This window comes from Corynebacterium sp. A21 (genome assembly GCF_052266655.1).
Classification (GTDB): Bacteria; Actinomycetota; Actinomycetes; order Mycobacteriales; family Mycobacteriaceae; genus Corynebacterium.
On sequence record NZ_JBQPQY010000013.1, the window covers coordinates 71,086 to 87,044 of the forward strand.

A 15,959-nucleotide genomic window follows, 5' to 3' on the forward strand; every position below is an offset into this window, starting at 1 on the left:
CGAATCTAGATCTGCTGGTCCAGATCCGCCCAGCGCACCAGCTTCCAGGCGCCGAACTCTGCGGTACCCGGCTCGAGGACGATATAGCGGCAGTTGGCCAGGTAGCCGGCGAAGGCGAAATCGCCGTCCACTCCGGTGGCGTAGGTGGCTACCGTACGGATCGCGGTGCCATGGCTGACCACGATCGCATCCTTGTCCTGTGCCGTGACTTCATCGCGCAGGACATCCAGGGTCGGCCGGAACCGGGCGATCACCTCAGGATAGGTCTCGCCGTTCGGCAGGCTGGCAGCTTCATCGCGTTCCAGCTGTCGGCGCAGGTTCTGGGCATAAGCCTGGTGGGTCTCCTCATCGCTGCGTAGTTCGAAGTCACCGGCGAAGGCTTCGTGCAGGCCCATGCGTACCTCGATGGGGAGGGTGCCCGGTCCCTTGGCCGCGGCCTGCTCATAGGCGGCCATGGCCAGGACGGCGGTCTGCTGGGCGCGTAGTGCCACCGAGCTGATCACTGCTCCGAGGCGGCCTTCGCTACCGTGTCCGGCGCCGAGGTGTTCCGCGAGTTCCCGGCCCACTTCACCGGCCTGGGCGCGGCCGAGTTCGGTCAGTTCCGCACCTGGCGGGCGGGTGTCCAGGATGTGGGAGACGTTGGAGTGGGTCTGCCCGTGTCGGAGGAGGATAATTCTGCCGCTCATTGCTTAACCATTGTCCTTTCCTTCGCGGGCGTTGTTCACCCACTGTGTGGCCTGCTCAAGTCGTGCGAGGTCCGCCGCCAGCCTATCCTCGCGGCCATCACCTGTCTCGGCGGGCCAGGAGCCCAGGAAGGTCAGTTCCTCGGCGCGCAGCCACAGGGCACGCAGTGCCTCGGCCACGGGGATGTCCTCGATGTGGCCGATCAGATCGATATGGAAGTTATAGGTGCCGAATTCCTTGCGGGTGGGGCGGGACTCGATGCGGGAGAGGTCCACGCCGCGCTGGGAGAACTCGGTGAGCGCGTTGACCAGGGTGCCGGGTTCATTCGGCAGGCTGAAGACCACGGAGGTGCGGTCATTGCCGGTGCGCTGGGTCGGCACCCCGCGCGGGCCGACCGCGACGAAACGGGTGGTGGCCCCGTGGAAGTCGGCGATATTGGTGGCGATGGTCTCCAGGCCGAAGAGTATGGCGGCGCGATCCGGGGCGGCGGCGGCGTCGACCCGTCCTTCCGCGACGGCTTCGGCACCGGCGGCGTTCGAGGAGGCGGAGACGAACTCAGCTCCCGGGATATTCTCGGCCATCCACTGCTTGACCTGCTGGTATCCCACCGGGTGGGTAGCCAGCGTCTTGATCTCGGCAAAGGTGGTGCCGGGTCGGACCATGATCGAGAAGGCGATGTCGAGGTCAATCTCGCGGTAGATCTGGACGCCTTCCTCGGCGGCGAGGGCGTCGAAAGTCGGTGTGACCGGGCCGTCGACGGAGTTCTCGATGGCCACGCAGGCGAAGTCCGCGGCCCCCTCACGGACGGCGTCGAGCGCCTGCGCCGGGCTGGATACCGGCAGTGGGCTGACTTCCTCGGTACCGAAGACCCCGGTCATGGCCAGCTTCAGCAGCGCGGCTTCGGTGAAGGTTCCGGCAGGGCCCAGATAGGCGACGGTTGTGCTCATGTTCCCAGCATATCCGCCGCAGCGTCCGGCATCGGCGCAATGGTTAGGGTGGTAGCCATGACAGCAGTTTCCGGGGCAGCAAGCGCGATCACCACCGTCCGCCGTTTCGCCGAGGCGATCGCCGGGCTCAGCCCGGCGGAACACGGTTTCAGCCACCTGGATATTGAGGGGGCACTGCGGCGCGCCGAGCTTCTCGACGCCCTCCCCGCCGCCCGGCGCGGGACCTGGCACGGTCGGCTGGTGCCGATCAAGGATCTGATGGATGTCGCCGGGATGCCCACCACCTTCGGTTCAGCGCACCGCACCCGGATGGCCACCGAGTCCTCGGAGTTGGTGGAGTATCTGCTGGCCCAGGGCGTGATCATCCCAGGCAAGACCGCCACCCCGGAGCTGGGGATGACCGGCTACACCGAACCGGTGGGCCTGCCGTCCCCGGTGAATCCGCGGTGGCCGGGAGAACGCCGCACCCCGGGTGGTTCCTCCGGTGGGGCGGCCGTCGCCGTGGCCCGAGGTCTGGTGGATATCGCCCATGCCTCCGATGGTGGCGGCTCGATCCGGATTCCGGCGGCGGCCTGTGGCGTGGTCGGTTTCAAGCCCTCCCACCGGGCGGTCGGTGGGGCGTTGAGTGTGCAGGGCATGATCACCCGGACCTTGGCGGACACGGCCTTTGCCCATAATCTCGTGCTGCACACCCCCGAGCGGTTGAAGATCGGGATACTCACCGACCCGCTGCTGGCGGACACGCCCGTGGATCCACTCGCGCTCCAGGCGGTGGACCTGGCCGCCGGGGTACTTTCCGACGCCGGGCATGATCTGGTCCCGCTGCGTGCCTCGGCGGTGGATGCCGAGGGGCTCTTCCGGAGTTTCCGGGAGGTGTTCAGCCACAAGGTATCCCGGGTTTCTGATCCCGCCAGTGAGATCGTGTCCTGGTTCCGGGAGACCGCCGGCACCGACACCCCGGTGGAGGCCATCGAACGGCTGGAAGGCTCGGCGAGGGAACTCGCCCGTGCCTGGGAGGTGGATGTCCTGCTCAGCCCGATGTTGGCTTTCGCACCGCCCCAGATCGGCGCTTTCAGCGCGTTGGGGCCAGCGGATGACTTCGAGTTCCAGACCCGCTGGTCCCCCTGGGGTTCCACCTTCAACATGAGCGGCGGCGCGGCGCTCAGCTTGCCCCTGCAGGTCGGTGGCCCCCGGCCGGTGAGCATTCAGCTCGGGGCCATCCGCACCGACAACACCCGGATTCTCGGCCTGGCCACCCAGCTTGAGCAGCTCACCTGGGAGGCATGATGAACACTGTGATGGCAGGTCTCCAGGAAAAGCTGAGCCCGGCGAAGCGCCGCCGACTCCGGCAGGAGATCGGCGTCGTCCTGCTGGTGACCTTCGGTATCTCCGGGGTCCGGGCGATCCTCCGGCTGATCGATGGGCTGCTCGCGGAGGCCGCGCTCAATGAACAGCAGGTGGTGCTCAACGCACCGCAGTCCGAGTTCCCCTGGCTGGATCTGTGCCTGCAGCTCTGCTCCGCCGGGGTGCTCTTCGGCTACGGTGCCCTGGCGCTCTTCCTGCTCAGCGGCGATGGCATCCGCACCGCCGGGGCCCGCTGGCGGGACTGGCTCTACGGCGCCGGGCTGGCGGCGTTGATCGGCATTCCGGGACTGGGACTCTATGTTTTCGCGGTGCAGACGGGGCTGTCCCGTCAAGTGGTGCCGAGCGCCTTCGAGCACCTCTGGTTCGAGGTTCCGGTGCTGCTGCTCTGGTCCCTGGCCAATGCCTTCGGCGAGGAGGTGGTGGTGGTCGCCTGGCTGATGACCCGGCTGAAACAGCTGGGCTGGTCCCTGCCGCTGATCATCCTCGCCTCCGCCCTGCTGCGCGGAAGTTACCACCTCTACCAGGGGACTTCCGCGGGCTTCGGCAATATTGCCATGGGTGTGCTCTTCTGCTGGTTCTATCACCGGACCGGGCGCATCTGGCCACTGGTGCTGGCGCACTTCCTCATCGACGCGGTCGCCTTTGTCGGCTACTCCGCGATCGGTGGGGACCTGAGCTTCCTGGGTCTCTAGGGCTACCGCCGAGGGGCCCGCTAAAACGGACACCCCTGGTTTCTCACAGGAGTATCAGGCGGGCAGGTTATCCTTTGACCCATGGATTCACGTGGCAGCGACGAACCGCGCAACTGGCAACCGCCCCGGGGGAAGCAGTCCCCCAGCGCCCGGGATGGGCAGGATCAGGGCGAATTCGCCCGGGACGATCAAGGGCGTCCCATTGTGGACCGGTTCGGTCGCCCGGTGCGCAACCGTCCCCGACCCAATGCGGACCCCACCCGACGCCCACCCCGTCGCGATGCCGCCCCGCGGCCTCGCCAGGAGCCACAGCCGACCCGCTTCGAGAGCACTCCTCAGCCACCCCAGCAGCAGCGCCCACGGCAGTACCTGCCACCGCAGCAGTCCCCATACCAACAGCCCCAGTACCAGGAGCCGCCGGCTCGTCCTCGCCCCGGCACCTCGATCCCGCCCCGCCGGACCGCACCCCGTGCCGCCGCGCCGCCGAAGCGGCGCCGGAACTTCCGCCTGCCGAAGATGGGCTGCCTGACCCCGATCGCCGGGTTACTCGTCATCATCCTGGTGCTGAGCGTGGTGACCACGCTGTGGGCGGACTCCAAGCTCACCCGGGTGCAGTCCACCCCGGAGAACCAGATCTCGGATACCGCCGGCACCAACTGGCTGCTCGTCGGATCGGACTCCCGCACCGGGCTGAGCGAGGAGGAGATCGCGGAACTGGGTACCGGCGGTGATATCGGCATCGGCCGCACTGACACGATCATGCTGCTGCATATCCCGCTGACCGGCTCCGCCCGGCTGGTGTCCCTGCCCCGTGACTCCTATGTGGAGATCCCGGGCTATGGCATGAACAAGATCAACGCCGCCTTCACCTTCGGTGGACCGCAACTGCTCACCGAGACCGTGGAGCTGAACACCAACCTGCAGATCGACCACTATGCCGAGATCGGCATGGGCGGGCTGGCCAACATCGTCAACTCCGTCGGTGGGATCGACATGTGTGTCGCGGAGGCGATCCAGGATCCTTTGGCCAACCTCGATATCCAGGCCGGTTGCCAGGAGTTCGACGGCGCCACCGCCCTGGGTTATGTGCGCACCCGCGCCACCGCCTTGGGCGATCTGGACCGGGTGGAACGCCAGCGGGCCTTCTTCGCCGCCCTGCTGGATAAGGTGACCTCACCCGGCACCATCGCCAACCCTTTCCGCCTGTTCCCGCTGATCTCGGACACCGCCTCGACCTTCACCGTCGGCGAGAACGACCATGTCTGGCACCTGGCCCGCGTTGCACTCGCGATGCGCACCGGGGTGGAGACCGAGACCGTGCCCTTCGCCGGCTTCGCCGACTATGACGTGGGCAATGTGGTGCTCTGGGATCAGGCCGGGGCCGAGGCGCTGTGGAGTTCGATGCGTTAGTCCCCGCAGCGGTTTTCCGCTGAGCAGCAGCTTAACCCCCCGGACTCTCAACTGAGAGTCCGGGGGTTTGGTGTTTCCGTTGGTGCTCCGTCGCGAAGCGCTAAATACGGCGAAGACCCCGCCAACCCATGCGGACGGAGCGGGGGTGTCAACGCCCGAAGGCAGAAAACTCTTAGCGGATGGTGACCTGACGGGACTTGATGTTCTGCAGCTGCTTGTGCTCATCGGTGGACAGCTGGGTGTCATTGCCCAGTTCCGCTTCGAGGGCCTGGCTGACCCGGGTGATCTCGGCACCGTAGGAATCGGCGGCGCGCGCCGGGTCGAGGTCGAAGACCGGGACGATGCTGCCGTGGGTGCGGAAGACACCGGCGAACTTGGTCTCCTCGCCCAGGTTCAGCTCACCACGGGCAGCGACGCGTGCCAGGGCGTTGAGCAGGGCGTTCTCATCAGTGTCGGGACGGACCCAGCGGATATGGGCCTTGCCGCCACCCGGGTTGACCCACCAGAGGGAGCCGGGGACCTCAGCCTCGATATGACGGGAGGGAGCGACGGCATCGTTGGCGGCCTCCAGGCTGGCCGTGATCTGCGGGTCGATGCTCATGCCCTCCGGCATCCACCAGTTGAAGTCATCGGCCTCGGTGATCTCAAGGGTGGCTTCAGCGTCGAGCAGCTCAGCGAGCTCCGGCTGGGTACCGTCAGCGATGGTGGAGGACAGGGTCTGGCCCGGCTGTGCCTGCTTGACCCAGTTCAGGGCATAGGCCAGGTCACGGCCGGGGTTCTGGGAGTGGCTGCTGGCCTGCAGTGCGACGAAGGCTTCGCCGCCGTGCTCGGTGTCGCGGATCAGTGCGGCGCCGGCGCCCGGTAGCACGGTGGCCACGTAGACGGTGCGTTCAAACCCCTTCACCGGCAGCTTCGCGTAGGCAGCGGGAACGAACTCCTGGAGCGCGATCAGGTCTGTCTCCATCGCGAGGCCGCCGAAGGGGCGCGGGTCCTTTTCTAGGGACTCGCGCTCAGCGGCACGGGCGGCGAGCTTGGCCTGACGGCGGCTCATGCCCTCGGGCAGGTCTTCATTCTTCTTGCTCTTCTTAGCCATGGATACAAAGATACCTGTCTCACAACTCAGCTGCGGGACAGCAGTGCCGCAGCGCGGCCGGGAACATTGGTGGCGAGCATATCCACCCCCATGTCGCGGGCCCAGCGAATGTCCGTGGCATTGTCCACGGTCCACACATAGGTGGGTAAACCCCACTTGCCGATGAACTCCGGATTCTTCTTCGCCCGTTCCACCGAGATGCCCAGGCCGGTGGGTTGTCCGACGAACTTCGGCACCGGGTTCAGCCACTTTTCCCAGGTCCGGCGCAGGTGAATACGGTCGATCTGCGGCGCCATCTCTTTCATCCAGGTGATCGAAGCCGCGGAGAAGCTGATGATGTGGATACGCGGATCCTCGAGCAGCCCGTGGTAGCGCAGCCGCAGCACCACCTGTTCCTCCAGCATCCGGGAGAAGCGGACCGGATGTTTGGTCTCGATATAGAGGTGTTTGTCATCGTGGGCGACAATCATCTCGAGCAGCTCATCAAGGGTGAGCACCTGCTGCCGCAACGCCGGGGTGCCGAAATTATAGCGCCGCAACTGCTGCAGGCTGAGTTCCGAGACCCGACCTCGACCATTGGAGACCCGGTCGATGATCGGGTCATGGATGCACACCACGGTGCCGTCCCGGCTGAGCCGCACATCAGTCTCCACCCCGTGGATGTCCAATTCCAGGGCTTTGGCGAAGGCCGTCTCGGTCAGCTCCGGGTAGAGCGAGGACAGGCCGCGGTGGGCGATCAGCTTCAACGTTCGTTATCCCAGCTCTTAATGCGACGCAGCAGCATCCGGTTCTTACGCTGGGAGGCACCCAGCTTCTCTGACATGGAATTCAGGGTGCGGATGGCATCGGTGATGTGCGGCCCCTTGTTCAGCATCACCGCCTCGGCGCGCAGCGCATAAGCGGCGTCGGTGATCTCCGCACGGGCCGGCAGCCCGGTCTTCGCGAGGTTTTCCAGCACCTGGGTGGCCATGATGGTGGGCACATGTGCCGCCTCCGCGATCGACATGATCAGGCGCGGCACCTCCGCCATGCGCTCGAAGCCGAGTTCCACGGCCAGGTCACCGCGGGCGATCATCACGCCGAGGTTCGCGTGGCGCATCCCCTCGAGCAGGATCGCCGGCAGCCCCTCATAGGCCGGGATGGTCTCGATCTTGAGCACGATGCCGAGGTTGCGCACCCGCTCCGGGTCCTCGGACTCCTGCGCGATCTCCTCGAGGGTTTCCAGCAGAAAGCGGACATCATCGGCGTTGCGGATGAAGGAGACATCGGCGATATCGGCGAACTTGGATACAAACCGCAGGTGGGTGATGTCATCGGCGGTCAGGCTGGGCAGCGGCAGATCCGTCTGCGGCAGATTGATGCCCTTATAGGCCGCCAACTTGGTCCCGTTGGGACTGGACCGGGTGATCTCCAATTCGACCTCGCGGTGCCCGAGTTCGCCGACCCGCTTATCGACGACGCGGGCCGCGATGGCGCCGTCGTCGAAAAGCACGTCCTGCCCGACCTGGATCGCCTCGACGGCCTCCGGCAGGGTGCAGCCGATGCGCGGCGGGACCTGCGCCGGGTCGCAGGGGGTCTGGTCGGTGCTCAGCACCAGGTGATCGCCGACCTTGAGACGCAAGGACTGCTCCAGCGGCGCAATGCCCTGGACCCGGCTCTTCTCATAGTCATGCTCGAGCAGGGTCTTGGCGGAGATATAGACGTTCTGCCGCCCCTCGGCCAGCACCGCCCCCTCGGTGACTTGGGTGACCACGAACTCGCGGCGGGCATCCCGGTTATCCACCAGGGAGATCACGGAGCCCTCCCCCAATTTATCGAACCAGCCCAGATCCACCTGCAGGGACAGCGTGGGACGGCCTGGGGTTTCAGGGACCTCGGGGACGTCCTGCCCGGCCGGGGAAAGCCACAACTTCGCCGGGGAGATCACCTCACCGGCCAAGGTTCGGGTGACCCGCGCGCGACCCACCGCCGGGCCAACGGCGATCTCACCGGTGCGGACCTTCGGGCCAGCCAGATCCATGGCGATCCGGACCTCGCGGCCAGCTTCGTGAGCGGCAGTGTGAACATGGTCGATCATGGCCTGCCAGGCCTGCTCCCCATCGTGGGCGCAGTTGATGCGGGCAATTTCCATGCCAGCGGTGACAAACCCGCGGACCAGCTCCACGTCGGTGGCGGCCTCGGTCGGCAGGGTCACCATGATGCGGGAGTGGGTGTCCTCCTCGGTCTCACCGAGCAGGGTGCTGGCATGTTCCTCCAGGATCTCATCCGCCTGGACGAAGGCATCCCCGGTCATATCCCACGGGTTCGTCTCGGCCTCACCGGACAGGGCAGCGATGACGGCACGCGCGGCCTCCAGCCGAGCCTTGACCGCTGGCTCAGTGGTGGTCAGCCGGGTAGCGCCAATCTGGGCGAGGCCGGCCTGCAGCTCGCGGACATCCTGGGTGCGCAGGTAGGCATAATGCACCAGGTTTACCGCCCCGGCCCGATGCGTTGACGCGACCGCCTCAATTTCTGCGGCATGCCGGTCCGCCTCCTCGTCCAAGGCAGCCAGCAGGCTGTCCACCTGCGTGATCATCTCTTCAAGCCGGGAGTCCACGATATCTTCAACGCCCTTCAGTTTGACGGCCTCAAGGAATTTCTGCCGTTCCTCCCACCCATTCTGCCCCCATCGACACTAATCGGCAGGCCGAAATATTCAGCTCACACTCAGCCTCATGCTCCGTCGGGGAAAATGCGGTCTCGGATCTCTCGGAGGGTGTCCGCGGAGTGGGTGAATCGCGCCATCTCATGCTCGGTGAGTTCGAGTTCCACCACCCGCCGGATGCCATTCCGGTTGATGATCGCCGGGGTTCCCAGACAGATATCCGCCTGCCCATATTCGCCCTGCAGCAGCGCCGAGACCGGGAGTGCCACATCCTGGTTCTGGATGATCGCCTTGGTGATCCGGGCCAGGCCCATGCCGATGCCGTAGGAGGTGGAACCCTTGGCGTCGATGATCCGGTAGGCGGCGTCCCTGGTCTCCTCGAAGATCTTCTCCAGACGTGCCTCCAGGGCCGGATCCTTCTCCAGCATCCGGCGCATGGAGATGCCCGCGATCGTCGCCGAGGAGAGCACCGGCAGCTCGGTGTCACCGTGCTCACCGATGATATAAGCGTGAACCGAGCTGGGTGCCACCTCATAAAGCTCGCCCAACATATAGCGGAAGCGGGCGGAATCCAGCACGGTCCCGGAGCCGATGATCCGGTGTGGTTTCAGCCCGGAGGACTTGAGGGTGACATAGGTGAGGATGTCCACCGGGTTCGAGGCCACGAGGAAGATCCCGTCAAAACCGGTGGCCATGGCCTGTTCCACGATGGACCTGGTGATGGCGACATTCTTGTCCACCAGCTGCAGTCTGGTCTCCCCCGGTTTCTGGGCGGCACCGGCGCAGAGGACAATGATGGCGGCATCCGCACAGTCCTCATAGGTACCGGCGGTGACCCGGGTCCGGGAGCTCGCCCACACCACCCCGTGGTTGAGGTCCATGACATTGCCCTCGAGCTTGGCCTCATCGATATCGATGATCACCAGATGGTCCACGGTTCCCTGGTTGACCAGTGCATAGGCGTAGGCCACGCCCACATCACCGGCGCCGATGAGGACAATCTTGTTGCCGACATTTTGTTTCATGTTCCCGGACCTCCGGTGGACCGTTACTGAAGCTGCATTCCGATGTTCCGTGTTTCCAGCCCAAGTATCACTGATTCCTGGAGGTTCCGCAGGGCCTCTGGGACGGGCGGGGTGGGCGGACCGTGGGAACTCCTAAACGCGGCGGGTGATCAGACTGCAAGAGTGAGTCATACCTGCTGGCTAGATGGATTTTTCCGCATGAAAGAATCATGGGGATCAGATCACCACTGTGTAGGAGGAACCACCATGACGTTGCGGCGTTGGATCACCGTTTCCGGAGCGGTGCTGGCCATGGCGATGGCCATCACCAGCTGTGTGCCACCGGATCCGGCGGCGGACACCGCATCGGACACCACCACCGGGGTTGACTTCGGGAGTGCGGCAGCCACGCTGGAGACCCTGGCGGTCAAGGGTCGGGCCCCGAAGACCGGTTACGAGCGCGAGCAGTTCGGCCCCGCCTGGTCCGATACCGACCACAACGGCTGCGACACCCGCAATGACATCCTCGCCCGGGACCTGGAACAGGAGACCTTCCGGCCGGGGACCCATGACTGCATCGTGCTCAGCGGAGTGCTCGCCGATCCCTTCACCGCCACCGAAATCCATTTCCTCCGTGGTCAGGACACCTCCACCGCCGTCCAGATCGACCATGTCGTCGCGCTCTCCGATGCCTGGCAGAAGGGTGCCCAGCAGCTCGACAAGGAGACACGCACCCTGTTCGCCAATGACCCCCTGAATCTCCTCGCCGTGGACGGCCCCAGCAACTCGCAGAAGGGCGACGGCGATGCCGCGACCTGGCTACCACCAAATAACGCCTTCCGCTGTGACTACGTCGCCCGGCAGATCGCGGTCAAGGCGCGCTATCACCTATGGGTCACCAGCGCAGAGAAGGACGCCATGGCCCGGGAGCTGAGCACCTGCTCCGGACATCCCCTCCCCTCCGAGCAGTCCGCCGCCACCTCTGATGCGGCCGATACCACCGCCACCCCGGCCCCGGTCGTCGAAGATCCGGCCCCGCAACCGGAAGTTCTCCCGCAGTCCATTGTGGATCCGCAGTCCGGCACCGATCCCCAGTTCAGCAACTGCACGATGGCCAAGGACGCAGGTTACGGCCCCTACATCGCCGGAATTGATGCGGAATACGACTGGTACCGCGACAGCGACAACGACGGCATCAGCTGCGAGTAACCGGGTCGGGGGGATCAGCTGTTCAGCGGCCCCTGTCCCGGCTTAGGCCCCTCCGGCTCCTTGAGTCTGCGGTTGAGCAGGATCTCGGGGCAAAGCAGGCAAGGTTTCACGTGAAACCACACATATTGGGCATACTCTCCGCCCCGCAGAGCCGTGGCCACCCTGCAGACCTGCCCGAGTTCTGCCAAGATCACCCTTATGGCTACACTCCGCCGTGAAGAGCTTTTCCGGGTACTACGCAACGGGGCACTGCGTGCCAGCATTGGCGGACTGAAAGCAACGGTGGCGGTGCTCGACATCGCCGCGGATATCTCCCCCGGGCTGCGAATTACCCGCCGCCGCCGGATCCCCAAAATCCTGGGTGCCGGAATCCTCGGCGCAGAGATCACCTCCTGGGTGGCACTCTCACCCTCCCTACTGCCCCGCCGGTGGTGGCAGACAGCCGCAAATATCGCGGTCTGCCAGGCCGTGGGGCACGCCGCACTATCCGGCTTGAGCTGGTCAGTTGGTCAGATTCCCGCACCCTACCGGCAGAACCTGAACACCGGACTGACCGTCGCTTCCCGCAGTGGCACCCATATCGGGATCGCCGCCCTCACCGCCCTGATCACGGTCCGCAGCCTGCAGGGACAACAGCAGCAGGCCAAGTTGATCAATGATCCACACCATCGTGGCTACCGTGAAGGGGCCCTCGGCATTGCGGTGGGCACCGCTGGATATGGCGCCTTACTGTTGATCGGCGAGACCGCGCAGTTCACCACAGATCGCTTCAGCGCCCTCTTAAACCGCTGGTTACCTGGCTGGCTGGGCTGGCCGATCGCCGCCGGGGCGGCAACCTATGCCCTGATTCTCCTCAGTAACCGGGTGGTGCTCCGAAGTTTGATCGCGGACATCACCCGCAAGGCTGAGGAACTCAATGAGGCGGTGTTCCCCGGCACCAGTCAGCCCTGGGAGCCGGAACGCTCCGGCAGCCCCTGGTCGCTGGAGCCCTGGCATGCAGTGGGTTCCCAGGGTCGTGCCCTCCTCTCGGGTGGACCGCGAGCGAGGGATATCGCCGAGGTCACCAGGCTGCCCCGCACCCAGGTGCACGAGCCGATCCGCATTTTCGCCGGCATGGTCCGCGGCCGCAGCCTGGCGAACACCGCCAATGTGGTGCTCGCGGAAATGGACCGTACCGGTGCCTTCCACCGGGACAGCCTGATCATCAACACCTCCGCTGGCACCGGCTGGGTCACCGACTGGGGAATGGCCGCAGCGGAATTTCTCACCGGCGGCAACTGCGCCACCATGTCGATGCAGTATTCCTTCATCACCAGCGCGGTCAGTTACCACCTCGACAAGGACATCGCGATCCAGGCGGGGAAAATCCTGATCGAGAAGATCCTGGCACGGGTGGACGGCATGCCGAACCCACCGAAGGTCTTTGTCGCCGGTGAGTCGCTCGGGGCCTATGGCACTGCGTCAGCCTTCGAGGACCTGGCGGATCTGCTCGCGCGTACCGACGGCGCGGTACTCACCGGCGCCCCCCGGTTCACCGAGCTGATGCGACGGCTGACCGCCGACCGCGACCCGGGCTCTCCGGAGCGGCTTCCGGTGATCGATGGTGGCCGTCATGTCCGCTTTGTGGCACATCCGGCGCATCTGTCCCAGGACTTCGCGGGCCTGCCCTACCGCAACGCCTGGCAGCATCCGCGGGTGATCATCGGCCAGCATGCCTCAGATCCGGTGGTGTGGTGGGATAGATCCCTGCTCTACAAGCGTCCGGATTGGTTGCGGGAGGCCGGCTCCCGTGGGGTCTCTGCGCCGGCCGCCCAGCACCTGGATGTCCTGCCGGGGTTTCGGTGGTTCCCCTTCGTCACCGGTTGGCAGGTGGGCCTGGATCTGGCGATGTCGATCAAGGCCCCGGGCCTGCACGGCCATAACTATCACGGCGAATTCATGTCTTATTGGGCGGCGGTGCTGGGAACCCGCCCGGGAACACCGGTGAAGCTGAACCCGGCGATGGAGCGTCGGGCGGTGACCTGGATCCAGGAGAACCGGATCAAACGCTAGGAAACCGGCGCCGACTGCAGTTCCCTGAGCTCAGCGCCGTCATAGCGCAGCCGGTGGCCGGGTGTCACCGCGGAACCCGCCTCCGCTATATCCACCACCCGATGCCAGAGCATCTCCACGCCCGCGGCCGTGATGTGCAGCGTGCTGTAGCCATGGGCATCAAGATCGACGTGGCTGATCTGTGGGTTATGGCGGCGCAGGTGTGCCTCGGCGATCTGGCTGAGGGGGCTGTCCACCGGCAGGTTGAGCACATCGTCGACATTCGGGGCGTTGACGGAGCTACACACCATTTCCGCACCGATCACCCCACCCCGGTGGTGCACCGTCATCGCCCATTCGGAGTGGATGTCTCCGGTGAGAAAGACCGTGCGGCCGTGATCATGCTGGATGGCCAGCTGGTCGAGCAGGCGGGCCCGGTCTGCGGCAAAACCGTCCCACTGGTCAGCGTTGAACGGGGTACCCGCCGGGACTGCCCCGGTCATGCCCAGCAGCGGAGGTTTGACGGTGGCATCCAGATCAATGAGGTTGAGCGGGGAGATCATCACCGAGGTGCCGATGAGGTTCCAGCGGGCGGTGGTGGTGGTCAGTCGAGTTGAGAGCCAGGTGAACTGTTCCGAGCCCATGATGGTGCGCTCGGTATCAGTGCGGACCTGGGTGTTCAGAGTGCCGGGCGCGCTGCGGTAGCTCCGCAGGTCCAGCATCTGCAGTTCCGCCAGCGTGCCGAAGCGCAGGCTGCGGTAAATATGGCCGCCCCGGGTGGGGCTGGTGCCGCGGATCGGCAACCATTCCAGGTAGGCCTGCATCGCGGCGTCTCGACGCTCTGACCAGTCGCCGTCCAGCTGGCCGTGGTTCTCGGCCCCACCTTCCCAGGCATCATTGGCAATCTCATGGTCATCCCAGGTCACCACCCAGGGCAGCGCCGAATGCGCGGCCTGCAGTCCGTGATCCCGGCGGTAATGGCCATAGCGGGAACGGTAATCCGCCAGGGTCCGCAGTCCCCAGGTCGGCTGGTGTGGCCGGGTGACACCGTTCTTACCGACGTATTTCCCACTCGCGTATTCATAGAGATAATCCCCGAGATGAACCACCACATCCAATTCCCCGGCCCAAGCCCGTTCAGCGATATCGGAGTAGGCGGCGAAATAACCGGACTCATAGTTCGCGCAGGAGGTCACCGCCAACCGCAGCTGATCGGGCGAGCTCTCCGGCAGGGGTGCGGTCTGGGTCCGACCGACCCGGGAGGACATCCCCGCAGCGCTCAGGAAACGGTAGTAGTACACCTGTGCTGGCTCCAGCCCCCAGGCGTCCACATGGACGGTGTGGTCCCGAGCGGCGGTGGCGGTGACCTGCCCCTGGAAGAAGTCCCCCAGAAACTCCGGATTGGTGGAGATCTCCCAGGTCAATGGCACGTCCGGGCCGATCCCGGAACCCGGGACAGCTTCCGGGGAGGGTGTGACCCTGGTCCAGAGCATCACTGAAGTGGGCAGTGGGTCCCCGGAAGCTACCCCGTGCATGAACATCGAATGTTCCCGCGGGTCATAGGGCACGGGTTCGTGGTGCGACTCGAGTTCCGGGTGGTTATTTCCGAACCCGGTGGCGTCCACCCGGCTCATGGAGCTGGGTATCGCGGCGGTCACCCCGAGCGCGAGTGTGCTTCGCAGCAGGGCGCGTCGGTTGAACCAGGAAGGGCGGATCATCGCAGGCACGCCTTGATTCTCACCCCGCCCCGCACCTTCTGCCACGCGTGGAACAGCTATTTCATGGAGGATTCACGCAGTCTTCATACCCGTTGCCGGGCGCTCACCTGCGTGGACTCAGGCTGGGACCGGGCCGCAGGCGACTCCGGTGGAGTGGTGCGGACAATAACCGTTAGGCACCTTGTGCAGATACTGCTGGTGCTCATCCTCAGCCAGGAAGTACTTTCCCGAGGGGGTCTCGCTGAGTTGCTTGACCTCAGTGGTGATCTGGCCGAAACCACTCTCCGCCAGGCGCCTGCCATAATGCGCGACGATCCGGGAGACCTGCTCAGCCTCTTCCGCGGCATTCTCACCTTGGGTGAAGATCGCGGAACGATACTGGGTCCCCACATCATTGCCCTGGCGGTAGCCCTGGGTGGGGTCATGGGCCTCCATGGCGGTGACCACCAGCTCCTCCAGGGAGACCTTGGCCGGGTCATAGACCACCTCCACCACTTCGGTGTGGTTGGTCCGACCGCTGCAGACCGCACGGTAGGTGGGATTCGGGGTAACGCCGCCGGCGTAACCCACGGAGGTCCCCTCCACTCCCTCGGTCTCCCAGTAGATCTTCTCCACACCCCAGAAGCAGCCGATGCCGATGATCACGGATTTCTGGTGCGGCAGCCAGGGACCGGTGATGGGGGTACCCAGCACGGTATGAGGCTGCGGTTGTGGCAGCACCGGGTGAGATCCGCCCTTGAGGGCGTCCTCTGCCGGGACGAGTTCGGGGATTTGGGCAAACATCCAACCCATGTGATCGACTCCTGATTCTCCGGGGACTGTTGTACAGCGGTTTCTCCCCTGTTGCAACGCTTTCCCACCCGACTTTATTCCACTTCCCCGGACTTCCGACAGACCTCGCCAAGCGGGCGCATCGCGAACAGAAGGCAGCAGGGGGAAGCATTGAATGGCTCCTGGATCTATTTCATTGCCGAATCCCCGAACTTGCCTATCATGGGGATCAAGCGCGGTGAGGGTCCCCGGATCCTCGGCTGCGGAACTTTCGATGAGAGGAACTTCCACACATGGCTGTTTACGAGCTTCCGGAACTTGATTACGCTTATGACGCTCTCGAGCCGCACATCGCTGCCGAAATCATGGAGCTGCACCACACCAAGCACCA

At 65.1% G+C, this 15,959-nt stretch carries 13 protein-coding genes and 1 pseudogene; 6 read left to right on the forward strand and 8 right to left on the reverse strand.

Annotated features, from left to right (window positions below; genetic code table 11):
* Positions 1–5: 5 nt before the first annotated feature.
* Together ACTU46_RS14080 and pheA are read right to left on the reverse strand one after the other, a co-directional pair.
* Positions 6–686, reverse strand: a complete 681-nt coding sequence (locus ACTU46_RS14080; RefSeq protein ID WP_443382852.1) for a histidine phosphatase family protein — start codon at positions 684–686, stop codon at positions 6–8.
* Positions 687–689: 3 nt separating this feature from the next.
* On the reverse strand, positions 690–1,631 hold the full coding sequence (gene pheA / locus ACTU46_RS14085; protein WP_443382855.1) for a prephenate dehydratase: 942 nt from the start codon (positions 1,629–1,631) through the stop codon (positions 690–692).
* A gap of 57 nt (positions 1,632–1,688) precedes the next feature.
* On the opposite strand from pheA, the gene ACTU46_RS14090 reads away from it, so the two are divergent.
* The 3 genes from ACTU46_RS14090 to ACTU46_RS14100 all read left to right on the forward strand — a co-directional run bounded on the left by ACTU46_RS14090 (position 1,689) and on the right by ACTU46_RS14100 (position 5,098).
* Positions 1,689–2,918, forward strand: a complete 1,230-nt coding sequence (locus ACTU46_RS14090) for an amidase (protein WP_443382858.1) — start codon at positions 1,689–1,691, stop codon at positions 2,916–2,918.
* Complete coding sequence (locus tag ACTU46_RS14095; protein ID WP_443382861.1) at positions 2,915–3,688, forward strand: CPBP family intramembrane glutamic endopeptidase; 774 nt, start codon at positions 2,915–2,917, stop codon at positions 3,686–3,688. Before ACTU46_RS14090 ends, ACTU46_RS14095 begins: the two co-directional genes overlap by 4 nt.
* A gap of 81 nt (positions 3,689–3,769) precedes the next feature.
* Complete coding sequence (locus ACTU46_RS14100; RefSeq protein WP_443382863.1) at positions 3,770–5,098, forward strand: LCP family glycopolymer transferase; 1,329 nt, start codon at positions 3,770–3,772, stop codon at positions 5,096–5,098.
* Between the two features lie 172 nt (positions 5,099–5,270).
* On the opposite strand, the gene ACTU46_RS14105 is transcribed toward ACTU46_RS14100, so the two are convergent.
* The 4 genes from ACTU46_RS14105 to ACTU46_RS14120 form a co-directional block, all read right to left on the reverse strand.
* A complete protein-coding gene (locus ACTU46_RS14105) occupies positions 5,271–6,191 on the reverse strand; it encodes a DUF5926 family protein (protein WP_443382866.1) in 921 nt (306 codons plus the stop codon).
* Between the two features lie 26 nt (positions 6,192–6,217).
* Positions 6,218–6,937 (reverse strand): glycerophosphodiester phosphodiesterase, encoded by a 720-nt coding sequence (locus ACTU46_RS14110; protein ID WP_443382868.1) that lies wholly within the window; start codon positions 6,935–6,937, stop codon positions 6,218–6,220.
* On the reverse strand, positions 6,934–8,787 hold the full coding sequence (locus ACTU46_RS14115) for a pyruvate kinase (protein ID WP_443382871.1): 1,854 nt from the start codon (positions 8,785–8,787) through the stop codon (positions 6,934–6,936). The genes ACTU46_RS14110 and ACTU46_RS14115 overlap by 4 nt, the downstream gene beginning before the upstream one ends.
* 116 nt (positions 8,788–8,903) lie before the next feature.
* Positions 8,904–9,860, reverse strand: coding sequence for an L-lactate dehydrogenase (locus tag ACTU46_RS14120; RefSeq protein ID WP_443382874.1), 957 nt, complete (start codon positions 9,858–9,860; stop codon positions 8,904–8,906).
* Positions 9,861–10,106: 246 nt separating this feature from the next.
* Between ACTU46_RS14120 and ACTU46_RS14125 the strand changes: the two genes are divergently transcribed.
* On the forward strand, positions 10,107–11,048 hold the full coding sequence (locus ACTU46_RS14125) for a GmrSD restriction endonuclease domain-containing protein (protein WP_443382876.1): 942 nt from the start codon (positions 10,107–10,109) through the stop codon (positions 11,046–11,048).
* Between the two features lie 198 nt (positions 11,049–11,246).
* Complete coding sequence (locus tag ACTU46_RS14130) at positions 11,247–13,100, forward strand: alpha/beta-hydrolase family protein (protein ID WP_443382879.1); 1,854 nt, start codon at positions 11,247–11,249, stop codon at positions 13,098–13,100.
* Here the strand turns inward: ACTU46_RS14130 and ACTU46_RS14135 are convergent.
* Complete coding sequence (locus tag ACTU46_RS14135) at positions 13,097–14,797, reverse strand: alkaline phosphatase D family protein (protein WP_443382881.1); 1,701 nt, start codon at positions 14,795–14,797, stop codon at positions 13,097–13,099. The genes ACTU46_RS14130 and ACTU46_RS14135 overlap by 4 nt on opposite strands.
* Before the next feature lie 117 nt (positions 14,798–14,914).
* Positions 14,915–15,589 carry a peptide-methionine (S)-S-oxide reductase MsrA gene (msrA, locus tag ACTU46_RS14140; RefSeq protein ID WP_443382884.1) on the reverse strand — a complete coding sequence of 225 codons (675 nt, stop codon included), beginning with the start codon at positions 15,587–15,589 and terminating at the stop codon, positions 14,915–14,917.
* 272 nt (positions 15,590–15,861) lie between these two features.
* On the opposite strand from msrA, the pseudogene ACTU46_RS14145 reads away from it, so the two are divergent.
* A pseudogene (locus ACTU46_RS14145) lies at positions 15,862–15,959 on the forward strand (superoxide dismutase); the annotation flags it as partial.